The sequence below is a fragment of the Aquimarina sp. MMG015 genome, assembly GCF_018100855.1.
Classification (GTDB): Bacteria; Bacteroidota; Bacteroidia; order Flavobacteriales; family Flavobacteriaceae; genus Aquimarina; species Aquimarina latercula.
In genome coordinates this window covers 387,644-400,263 of record NZ_JAGJEB010000006.1, presented here as the reverse complement: position 1 = coordinate 400,263, position 12,620 = coordinate 387,644, and the positions used below count along the sequence as shown (strand labels likewise).

The 12,620-nt window shown below is 33.4% G+C and carries 7 protein-coding genes; 2 read left to right on the top strand and 5 right to left on the bottom strand.

What is annotated here, in order from left to right:
* Window positions 1–18 precede the first annotated feature (18 nt).
* The 5 genes from J8L88_RS14065 to J8L88_RS14045 all read right to left on the bottom strand — a co-directional run bounded on the left by J8L88_RS14065 (window position 19) and on the right by J8L88_RS14045 (window position 7,579).
* Window positions 19–1,881: a glycoside hydrolase family 13 protein gene (locus tag J8L88_RS14065; protein WP_211061021.1), complete on the bottom strand. Its 1,863-nt coding sequence runs from the start codon at window positions 1,879–1,881 to the stop codon at window positions 19–21.
* Between the two features lie 109 nt (window positions 1,882–1,990).
* A complete protein-coding gene (locus tag J8L88_RS14060) occupies window positions 1,991–4,297 on the bottom strand; it encodes a glycoside hydrolase family 65 protein (protein WP_118386712.1) in 2,307 nt (768 codons plus the stop codon).
* A gap of 83 nt (window positions 4,298–4,380) precedes the next feature.
* Complete coding sequence (gene pgmB / locus J8L88_RS14055; protein ID WP_211061020.1) at window positions 4,381–5,046, bottom strand: beta-phosphoglucomutase; 666 nt, start codon at window positions 5,044–5,046, stop codon at window positions 4,381–4,383.
* A 7-nt stretch (window positions 5,047–5,053) separates the two neighbouring features.
* Window positions 5,054–6,424, bottom strand: coding sequence for an MFS transporter (locus J8L88_RS14050; protein ID WP_027394060.1), 1,371 nt, complete (start codon window positions 6,422–6,424; stop codon window positions 5,054–5,056).
* Between the two features lie 132 nt (window positions 6,425–6,556).
* Window positions 6,557–7,579 (bottom strand): LacI family DNA-binding transcriptional regulator, encoded by a 1,023-nt coding sequence (locus J8L88_RS14045; RefSeq protein WP_027394059.1) that lies wholly within the window; start codon window positions 7,577–7,579, stop codon window positions 6,557–6,559.
* A 226-nt stretch (window positions 7,580–7,805) separates the two neighbouring features.
* Between J8L88_RS14045 and J8L88_RS14040 the strand changes: the two genes are divergently transcribed.
* Together J8L88_RS14040 and J8L88_RS23565 are read left to right on the top strand one after the other, a co-directional pair.
* Window positions 7,806–10,757: a SusC/RagA family TonB-linked outer membrane protein gene (locus tag J8L88_RS14040; RefSeq protein WP_211061019.1), complete on the top strand. Its 2,952-nt coding sequence runs from the start codon at window positions 7,806–7,808 to the stop codon at window positions 10,755–10,757.
* 13 nt (window positions 10,758–10,770) lie between these two features.
* Entirely contained in the window at window positions 10,771–12,618 is a 1,848-nt protein-coding gene (locus J8L88_RS23565) for a RagB/SusD family nutrient uptake outer membrane protein (RefSeq protein ID WP_247666483.1), read from the top strand.
* Window positions 12,619–12,620 lie beyond the last annotated feature (2 nt).

Here is a 12,620-nt window from a genome sequence, read left to right as displayed (position 1 = left end):
TAATTTTATTTTTTAAGTTTATTGTAATGTTATGATCATTGATGTTTTAGCAGCAACAATTATATTTTCGCTAACATCTATTATATTATCAGTAATGATATCTTTCCCCGTCTTGAAACTACTCAACCCTTCTTTAAAGCGATTCATATCAAGTTCCTGATTCTCGGAATTATTATTAATAATAACCATTACCCTTTCTTTTTCAGTATACCTGAAATACACATACACATTATTAAAGGGTATATATTGTAATAATTCTCCATTATGAATAGCATTGCTTGTTTTTCTCCAGTTTAACACCTTTTTTGTAAATAAATGAAATGCTTCTTCATCTTGCGTTCTCCCTTTTGTTTTACCTTTAGTGGTTTCTGAAACAAATGCACTTCTTGTATCATCAGGCCATCCGCCAGGAAAATCTCTACGAATATCACCATCGCCTTTTTTATCTCTATTACCTAACATTCCTATTTCATCTCCGTAATAGATCTGAGGAATACCTCTGGTAGTAAAAATTAGGGTCATTACCATCTTATATTTATTAATATCACTCTGATAAATCTCATTGATTCTATTCGTATCATGGTTACCTGCAAACAATAATATATTATCAATATCAGGGTATAAAAAATCATTAGTAAAGTTTTCATAGGCTCTAATCATCCCTTTATCCCAAGAGTTACCATCTTCATCAAACATAACGGTTACCGCATCATGAAGCGTAAAATCCATAACCGAAGGTAAATATGAATTGTAGTTATCAATTGCTCCTATTTTACTGTCTTTTTGCCAATACGCCATCTGCGCTTGATCATGCATCCAAACTTCTCCTACTATATTAAATTTAGGATACTCATCCATAATCGCTTTGGTCCATTTTGCAATTCCTACTTTATCATTATAGGAATATGTATCCACCCTAAAACCATCCAAATCTGCATATTCTATCCACCAAATTGCATTTTGAGTTATATAATTAAGAAGTAATGGATTGCTTTGATTCATATCAGGCATTGTAGTATCAAACCATCCATCCATACATCCTTTTGCATCAATTGCAGAAGCATTGGTATCAAACTGAGTCGTCATTCTGTAATTACTTCTTCTAAAACCCTCAGGCCACTGATGAATCCAATCTTTCGTTGGCAAATCTCGAATCATCCAATGTTTTGATCCCCAATGATTTGTTACATAATCCATAATTAACTTCATATCCAACTTATGCATTTCATCAGCTAACTTTTTATAATCTTCGTTAGTTCCATATCTTGGATCTATTTTATAAAGATCACTCTGTGCATACGTATGATAGGAATAAACAGGTTCATTATCTTCTAATAAAGGTGTACTCCAAAGTGCAGTTGCTCCTAAATCATATAAATAATCTAAATGATCTATCACTCCCTGTATATCCCCCCCATGACGTCCTCCTGGATTAGAACGATCTGCTTTTTCTACAGTATCCTTCTGAGAATCATTATCTGGATTACCATTGGCAAAACGATCTGGCATAATTAGATACATTACATCACTGCTATCAAATCCTTTTCGATCTGCCGAACCTTTTCTTCTATTCTTAAATTCATATGATTTTGAAAAAGCAATTTTATTATTCTCTTTAAATTTAATGACTATTTCACCAGATGGTACATCTTTAGTATCAACAGTTACAAAAACATAATTAGGGTTTTCTGTTTTGGTGACGTCATTAATTGTTATGCCTTCTATTTCTATATTATATTTAGATATTTCTTTACCATAACACATTAATTGTAATTGATTAGAATGCATACCACTCCACCAAAACGGAGGCTCTATTTTTTCTATCTGCCCAAAGGTTAATGAAACGATTAACCCAAAAAGCATGGTTAATATATTCTTCATTGATTTAATTTTGATTTGTATATTTTGTTTAGTTGTAAAACCAGAATTGAATTAAATACCCCAAAAACTTTGGCTTTTGGGGTATTTACATTTCACTTATATAAATGAATTATACGCTCATTAAACTATTCGGAGATATTGTAAATTCTTTTCCGTCTACATATATCAATAATTCATGTTCTCCTTCTAAGTTAAAAGTAGTACCATCTTGAGAAACATTTACTTTTAATATACTGTTCCTAAAGTTCACATTAAATGCATAGCCTTTCCATTCTTTAGGTATTTTAGGTGTAAATGACAATCTATCATTCTTTACTCTTAACCCTCCAAAACCTTCTACAATACTCATCCAAGTTCCTGCCATACTTGTAATATGCAGTCCTTCTTCTACTTCTTTATTATAGTCATCTAAATCTAACCTAGAAGTTCTTAAATAGAACGTATATGCCTGATCCATTCTATCAAGAGTAGCAGCTTGTATACTATGTACACAAGGTGAAAGTGAAGATTCGTGAACTGTAAATGGCTCATAAAAATCAAAATGACGTTTCAATTCTTCTTTAGTAAATTGATCTTCGAACATATAGAAACCTTGCAAGGTATCTGCTTGCTTTATATAAGGAGATCTTAGAATTCTATCCCAACTCCACTTTTGATTAATAGGCCTTTGCGATTTATCCAGATTATCAACAGTAATAAGTTCCTTATCTAAGAATCCATCTTGTTGCAAGTATACTTGGTGTTTTTCGGAATATGGAAAATACATTTTCTCCGCTACTTCCAACATTGCTTTTATTTCTTCTTGGCCAAGTTTTGTCTTTTCTATAATTCTATTATAATCAATCTCATATTCTGACTTAACCTTTTCAATATTTTCAACACAATACTCAATACACCATTTTGCTAAATAATTAGTATACCAGTTATTATTGATGTTGTTCTCATACTCGTTCGGTCCAGTTACGCCTAGTATCACATATTTTTCTTTATCTGTAGAAAAAGTAGCTCTCTGATGCCAAAAACGTGCAATTGCTATCATTACTTCTAATCCCATTTCTGGAATATAACTATAATCACCTGTATATCTTAGATAGTTAAAGATAGCAAATGTCATCGCACCGTTTCGATGGATTTCTTCGAAAGTAATTTCCCATTCGTTATGACATTCTTCTCCATTCATGGTTACCATTGGATATAATGCAGCTCCATTAGTAAATCCAAGTTTCTCCGCATTTTCGATCGCCTTATCTAAATGATTGTATCGATATTGTAATAAGCTTCTAGCTACGTTCTGATTTTTGGTAGCCATATAAAAAGGTATACAATACGCTTCTGTATCCCAATAGGTACTTCCTCCATATTTTTCTCCTGTGAATCCTTTAGGTCCTATATTTAATCGTGCATCTTTACCTAAATACGTCTGATTTAATTGAAAAATATTGAAACGAATTCCTTGTTGAGCTTTTACGTCTCCTTCAATAACAATATCGGCCATTTCCCAAATTTTAGACCAAGCTTTCTTCTGTAAATCCAACAAAGCATCAAATCCAGAATCAGAAGCTTGTTTTAAAACTGCAGCACTAGCAGATGCTATGTCCTCTTGCTTATGATTTAAGGAAACAGTATAACCACCAAACTTATGTAGTTCCGTAGTTTGGCCTTTTTCTACTCTTACTTCATACTTAAGACTTGCATATGTTTTGTTTGTTTCCACAGTAGGATAAACATCTTGTTTTTTACCATTTAAAAACAACTGATTAAGCATTCCAGAGCACACATGGAACTCTGTTTTCATTGTTTTTGAAGATATGTACGCTGCGTTTCCTTTATGAGATACTTCATATGTATCCCAAAATTTATCGTCCCAATTGGTATCTTCATTTGTGATTCCAGCATCTAAATAAGGGGTAAAAAGAACTATAGCTTCTTTATTAAGAGGAGTAACTTCATATTTAATAGCACCAACCTCATCTAAATCCAAACTTAAGAACCTTGTAGATTTTACTAATATCTCCGTATTATTTCCTAAAACTGCTTTAAAAGAACGTTGATACCAACCTTCTTTCATATTAAGTTCTCTACGAAAATCTGATACAGTTTTACATTTATGAAGGTTTAGTTTTTCTCCATTAATCTCTACATCAATTCCAATCCAATTAGGTGCATTTAACACTTTTGCAAAATATTCTGGATATCCATTTTTCCACCAACCAACTCTGGTTTTATCAGGATAATATACTCCTGCGATATAACTTCCCTGAAAAGTAGGGCCTGTATATGTCTCTTCAAAATTTGCACGTTGCCCCATGGCTCCGTTACCTATACTAAAAAGACTCTCTGAGGATTTAACTCGTTCAACATCAAATCCTTCTTCAATTATAGACCAGTTATCTGGTTTAATATAATCCTGATTCATCGGTTCTCTTTTTTATTTTTAGTTGATTGAAACACCAAGCAAAACATCCAGTAGAATACTTTGCTTGATATTCCGAATTATTCTTAATTTTTTCTGGTTGTAACTAATTGGTTAATGAACTCTTCTTTTATTTCTGTAAAATTTTTAAATACATAATCTGCTTCGTGAAGTACTTTTGGATCCCCAATACCAATACTCACCATATTAGCAACATTAGCAGCTTGAATGCCTGCAACTGAGTCTTCAAAAACAACACAATCTTTAGGGTCTACTCCTAATTTTTGCGCTCCAATTAAAAACACTTCTGGATCTGGCTTCGCTTTAGAAACATCTGTTCCATCAACGATAGCATGAAACTTATCTCTAAGCAATACTTTATCGAGAATGATTCTTGCATTTTTACTAGCAGATCCAAGAGCAACAGCTTGATCTTCGGTTAAAAGATAATCTAAAACTCTTGGCACATCTGGAAGAACTTCTGAAGTGTCCATGGTTTCTATGTAATTTAAATACTCCTCGTTCTTTTTAGCCATCAAGGCCGTAAATTCTTGTTCAGAAATGGTTTTATTACCCCATTCTAAAATTTTTTCTAAAGATCGTACTCGGCTAACTCCTTTTAGTTGTTCATTTTGTTCTTCAGAAAAAGAAATATCAAGACCATTGGCTAAATTTTGCCATGCTAGAAAATGATATTTTGCAGTGTCCACTATGACACCATCAAGATCAAATATGAATGCTTTTTTTGTCATTCTAAATTTATTTTGGGTTATATGTGATAGCATCTTTGTTAGTAATCAACAAGTTACAAAAACCAGCTATAATTAGACTAATTCCTGCTACTATCATTGCGTTAATTGTTTCTTCTCCTATAAGTTTATATGTGTAATTTATTCCTCCCAAAGCAGCTATCACCTGCGGTATAACAATAAACATATTAAAAATACCCATAATGACTCCCATTTTTTTAGGATCAACCGAACTGGATAACATCGCATATGGCATTGATAAAATACTACCCCAAGAAAAACCTATTAGCGTAAAAGAAAGTATCAACCAAGATGGGGATGGTATAAAATACATAGATATAAAACCTACTCCACCTAATACTAATGAAAAAAGGTGTACTAGCTTTCTATTAATCCTCCTTCTAGAAGTATAAAAAGCCAAGATCAAAGCAAAAGCCATTGATGATAATCCATAAACCCCCATATATTTCCCCACTTCATTTGATGATTTTTGAAATGCTGTATTAGCTATCTGAAATTCATTTACAGATTCTTCTGAATCCATATTATAATTAGCTTCTACTGGTGCAGGTGTTTTAAAAACATGTTCTGTTAATGCAGGATTAGTTAAACTCCACATAGTAAAAAAAGCAAACCAACTAAAAAACTGAACTAGTCCGAGTTTTTTCATTGTTAATGGCATACTCCCTATATTATTCAAAATATCAGGAATAAATTGATTTTTCTTTTCTTTTTCCCTTTTAAACTCTTCCATATCCTCTGGAGGATATTCTGTAGTTGTAAAAACAGTATATAAGATACTTATAAGAAAAACAAAAGCTCCTATTGCAAAAGCAACCTTTACTGACATCGGAACAACTCCATTAGCTGCAGAATCACTAACACCTAACTGAGAAACCATCCAAGGAAGATTACTAGCTATCCACGTACCTATACCAATAATTAATGTTTGAATTACAAATCCATAAGATCTTTGTGATTCTGGCAACTTATCCGCAACTAAAGCTCTAAAAGGTTCCATTGAAATATTAATAGAAGCATCTAAAATCCATAGAAAACCAGCTGCTACCCACAAAGCTGGAGAGTGCGGTACAAAAAATAGGGCTATAGAACTAAAAATAGCTCCGATTAGAAAATAAGGTCTTCTTCTTCCCCATCTAGGGTTCCAAGTTCTATCACTTAAATATCCTATAACGGGTTGCACTAATAAACCGGTTAATGGTGCTGCAATCCACATGATTGGAATATCATGGATTTCTGCTCCTAACGTCTGAAAAATTCTAGACATGAATCCGCCTTGCAATGCAAACCCGAATTGTATTCCCAGAAAACCGAAACTCATGTTCCAAATTTCCCAGAAACTTAGCTTACGCTTGTTCATTAAGTAAATCTTTAATAATTACTATGATAAGCGCGTACACTTATCAAAACTTATGTTAGTAGAAAGTGAAAATATAAGTTCTGATAGGAGTCAAATATATTATAATATTTTAAATAAAATAATTTTAGTATGTTATTTTTTTGTGGATTGTCTTTGGATCAAGCTTGTATCTATGATCACTGTTTTATATTCTTCAGGAACATCTTCTTCTCCCTCAAGCTTATCTATAAGTAGTTTTGCAGCTCTAACACCCATCTCTTCTCCATGCTGACTAATTGTTGTTAAACTAGGAATAAAATGTTTTGATAAAATACCATCCGTAAAACCAACTATTGAAACATCATCTGGTACTTTTTTCCCTTGATCATTCAGAACTCTGGCTGCCGTAACAGCAAAAAGTTCATTTACTGCGAATATCGCATCCACATCTTTATTTTGAAGAAAATTAGATATTTCGGCTTCACAATTATCAATATCTTCAATTTTTAAGATATAATCTTCTCTAGCCGTAATATCATAAGCTCTTAATGCCCTAAGATATCCATTAGTCCTTAACTTACCTACACTGATATAATCAACAGTAGTAAGAATTGCAATCTTTTTACATCCTAAAGATAGCAAATGATTTGTAGCGGTTTGAGCTCCTTTTCCATCATCAATAATAACTTTATCACATACTAATTCATCAATAATTCTATCAAAAAGAACGACTGGCATTCCCTGACTCATTGTCTCTTCTATATGATGGTAATCTTTTTTTTGCTGTGTTTCTTTTGCTACTGATAAGATGAAACCATCTGCACTACCACTAGCCAACATCTCCAGATTTATCACTTCTTTATCAAAAGAATTATTTGAAGAACAGATAATTACGTTATATCCTTTTTCATTAGCAACCTTCTCAACACCACCAATAACAGTGGTAAAAAAGTGATGAACTATCTCTGGAATAATAACACCAATTGTCTTTGTTTTTCTGTTTTTTAGGCTAAGCGCAATGTTGTTAGGCTTATAATTATACAACTTAGCGAAGGCTTTTACCTTTTGTCGAGTATCTAAACTAATCTCTACACTATCTTTTAGTGCTTTTGACACGGTTGAAATAGATACATCTAATTCTTTTGCTATTTGTTTTAACGTAACTTTTTGCTTCATTTCCCTCGAATTTTTTATTAAAAGTTAAAGTTTAGTGCGAAAATATGCGATATGATCACAATTACCCTTAAAATTTTAACAGAATTTTAAAAGTTATCCACACGCAAACGTTTGAGTAAGGTTACGGCTACACCGTAGCTGAAATTTAACATAGATTTTACATACTTTGGACTCCAGAAAGTGAAAATATAAGGCTAAAAACAATTAAAAACTAATTTAAATTTTTATGAAAACATTTACTAAAAGCGCATTGTTTTTATTGTGGTTGATACCAATGAGCTTTTTTGCACAGTCGTCGGTCAGTGGTACTGTTACGGATGCTGGAAATGGTCAACCTATTCCGGGTGTAAACATCATCATAAAGGGAACAACAAACGGAACTTCATCAGATTTTGATGGAAATTATGTACTAAATGGGGTTAACAATGGAGACATTATTGAGTTCTCTTATGTTGGCTTTATTGCACAGGAATTTACATACTCTGGGACAAGTAGAATTGATGTTGCATTACAAGAAGATGCTGCAGAACTAGAACAAGTAGTGGTCATTGGTTATGGATCCGTAAGAAAGAAGGACTTAACAGGTTCTGTTACTACCGTTACCGCGGATGATTTTAATCAAGGTGTAAATGCTTCTCCTGATCAATTGATCAAAGGACGTACAGCAGGTGTTACTGTAATCGATAATGGTGGTGCTCCTGGTGAAGGGTCTACCATTAGAATTAGAGGAGGGTCATCTCTTAACGCATCTAACAATCCATTAATTATTGTAGATGGTGTTCCATTAGATCCAGGACCTGGAGGAACAAGAAATAATCTAAATTCGATTAATCCAAACGATATCGAATCCTTTACCGTACTTAAAGATGCATCGGCAACAGCAATTTATGGTTTTAGAGCTTCTAATGGGGTAATTATTATAACAACAAAAAAGGGGCTAAACACAGATGGTAAGCTAAAATTTAATTATAACGGAAATGTTACATTCTCCGAAATAGTTGACAAAATTGAAGCTCTTGATGGGAATCAATTTAGAGAATATGTTACTGCTAATGGATCTCAAGCACAAATTGATTTATTAGGAACAGAAAATACGGATTGGCAAGATGAGATTCTTCAAAATGCTGTATCTACAAATCATAACATTAGTCTTTCCAGTGGTTGGGATTGGATTAATTATAGAGTATCACTTGGTTTACTTAGTGAGGAAGGACTTATCAAGACTGATCAGTTAGACAGAACCTCTTTGTCAACTAATATCAGAACAAAATTCTTTGATAATCATTTAAGAATTAATACTAATATTAAAACAGCTATCGAAGACTACACGTATGCAACTACAAATATTGGAGCAGCTCTTGGTTTTGATCCTACACAACCAGTTTTCCAGGATAATAATTTCGGGAATTACTTTCAATGGTTAGATGGCAGTGGTAATGCCATTGCTCTTGCAGGACAAAATCCAGTAGCTGCTTTAGAGCAGAATGATAGTCGTGGTTTAATTTTTAGAAGTCTAGGTAACTTAGAAGTAGATTATAAATTTCACTTCTTACCAGAGTTAAGAGCAAACTTAAATGTAGGATATGAAATAGCAAGTGCTAAAACTGAAAATATTACATCCGCTAATTCAGTAGCGAATGCTGCTCGAACCGGAAATGATAGCTTTAGTAGATCTGAACAAAAAAGAGAAAACTTACTTTTTGATTTCTATCTAAATTACAGAAAAGATGTCGAAAGCTTAAACACTATTTTTGATGTAACTGCAGGATATTCTTACCAGAAATTTCTGGATAGCGGGAATAATTTTAGTAGAGGATTTGATCTTGTAGAAATAGATAATCCTTTTAATAATCCACGAGAAGTATTATTAGGTTTTTTCGGAAGAGCTACGATTTCTATCGCTGATAAATATATTTTCACAGGAAGTTTCAGAAGAGATGCAACTTCCAGATTTTCTGGTCTTGAAAATCAGTGGACAAGCAGTCCATCTGGAGCTTTTTCTTGGAATGCACATAATGAAAATTTCTTAAAAGACTCTAATCTAATTTCTCAATTAAAATTTAGAGTAAGTTATGGGGTTACCCCACAACAAAGTATTGGTGATGCTACACCTTCCCTGGCTAGAATATTAACTAGTGATCCGCAATCACAATACCAAATTGGTCAGGAACCAGATGGAACTCCAATCTTTATTTCTACCGGACTAGCACTTCCTTATAACCCAGATTTAACTTGGGAAACTACTACTCAGTACAATATAGGTTTAGATTATGGACTTTTTAACGGTAGAGTATCAGGTTCTGTAGACGTCTATAGAAAAGAAACTGAAGATCTTTTATTCTTAGCTGCTCTTCCTAGTGGTAGTTTATCAAACGAAGATGATGTTAACCTAGGTAACCTTACAAATGAAGGTCTTGAACTTTCTTTAAATGTTACTCCTATACAAACGGAAAACTTAAGGTGGCAAATTGGAGGTAATATAACTTTTCAAAAAGGAGAAGTTACAGAATTATTTGCTGTAGACAATCCTAATTTCGAAGGTTTTTTTAACACAGGTTTTGTTGGAAGTAATATCAACATCCAAACCGTAGGTTTTGCTCCTAATTCTTATTGGGTATTTGAGCAAATATATGATGCGAATGGTGTGCCTGTAGAAGGAGCTTATGTTGATAGGAACAATGACAATATCATCAATGAAAAAGATAAATACATCTACCGAAAACCCGCAGCAGATTTCTTTTATGGTTTTAATACCATCTTAGATTATAAAAACTGGAACTTCAGTATGTTCTGGAGAGGTAGTGTAGGGAATTATAATTATAATTTTGTAGATGCAGGAAGTAATGGAAGAAGAATTTTGAATTTCCAGAATACGCTTTCTAACACTACTACAGACTTATTACAGTCTAACTTTTTTGATGGTGGAGTTGATAGGTTTTCTTCTGATTATTATATCCAAGATGCTTCATTCCTAAAATTAGATAACATCTCTTTAGGATACACTTTTAAGAATTTCTTAAACTATAAGAATATTGATATGAAATTGTACGGAACAGTGAATAATGTTTTAATTATTACTGATTATACCGGTATAGATCCAGAAATCAGTAGTGGTTTTGATAGTACTATATATCCTAGACCGAGAACATACCAATTTGGAGTTAATTTGGACTTTTAAAAAAATTAATGCAATGAAGATAAAATTTAAAAACTTAGTAAACATTGGTATATGTGCCTTCCTATTATCTATGGGATCATGTACTGATGATTTAGATGTTGAAGTTAATGATGATCAGAATCAAACTACAGACGAATTCTTTAGTTCTGATCAAGCATATTTGCAAGCTCTTGGTAAATTATACTCTGGACTAGCAGTAAGTGGACAATTAGGGCCAGGTAACAGTGATATTTCTGGTATTGATGCAGGTTTCGGTCAATACTTAAGAGGGTTTTGGCAACTACAAGAATTACCAACAGATGAAGCCGTAATTGCTTGGGGAGATCCTGATTTACCTGTACTGAATTTTGGACAATGGACCTCTAGTAATGCTTTTGTAAGAGCATTCTATGATAGAGCTAACTTTCAGGTTTCATCAGTAAACGAATTTTTACGTCAAACGACTGATGGGAAATTAGATTCAAGGGGAGTTTCCGCTGCTCTAAGATCAGAAATTCAAGGATTTAGAGCAGAAGCCCGTTTCTTAAGAGCATTAAGTCATTTTCATCTAGTCGATATGTTTGGAAATATTGCTTTCTTCACAGAAGATAATCCAGTAGTTGGTTTTATTCCTCCACAAATCTCTAGAAAAGAAGCATTTGATTTTGTGGTATCTGAATTATTAGCTATCGAAGATGAAATGCCAGCACCACGAACAAATTCGTATCCAAGAGCTGACCAAGCTGCTGTATGGATGCTATTGTCAAAACTTTATTTAAATGCAGAAGTATATACCGGTGTAGAAATGTATACCGAAAGTTTAGAATACACTAATAAAATATTGAACGCAGGTTTTTCTTTAGTTGATGATTATCAGAAACTTTTCTTAGCAGACAATAATTTCAATGGTTCTCAAAGCGAAAGTATTTTTAGTGTTGCTTTTGATGGAATTAATACGCAATCTTTTGGAGGAACTACTTTCTTAACACATGCACCAATTGGTGGAAATATTCGACCTAGAGCATTTGGTATAGATGGTGGATGGTTTGGAGTACGAACTACAGAAGCTTTTGTCGATTTATTTGGCAGTAGTAATGGATCTTTTGAAATCTATGAATATGATAATGATTTAAGGTTATTAGCTGAAGATGCTGGTACATTAAAAGCATTTGATGCCGACGGTGATTTCGAATACCTAGGATCTGATGAAAATAACATTAATCCTAACTTTGACTCAAACGAGGTATATAACTATGACTTTTTGACTGGTGTTATCACAAATAATGGTACTGAAGTACCAGCACCAGCGATGGCAGTTTCGATTGCCTCTCAACCACTTTGGAATGACTCAAGAGGAAAATTTTATTCTAGCGGTCAAACTCTTGAAATTGCAACGCTTTCTAATTATTCTGATGGGTATGCAATACAAAAATGGAGAAATGTTGGGGTTGATTTAGCACCAGGATCAGATGGAACAGGCACTCACGTAGATGCTGATTTTCACATGTTTAGACTTGGAGAAGTTTTCTTAAACTATGCCGAAGCTGTAGTAAGAGGCGGTACAGGAGGTACCCCTAATGATGCTGTAGGGTATGTTAATCAATTAAGAGAACGTGCTTATGGTGACTCTAGCGGAAATATAAATGCTGGAGATCTAACATTAGACTTCTTACTCGACGAAAGAGGAAGAGAATTATACTGGGAAGGCCAACGAAGAACGGATCTAATAAGATTCGAACAATTTACCGGAGGAACCTATTTATGGCCATTTAAAAATGGTGCAACCAATGGTTCTCCACTACCTCCACACATAAGCCTTTTCCCAATCCCATCTACTGAATTAGTAGCAAATCCAAACATTAATCAAAACTCAGGTTATTAAAA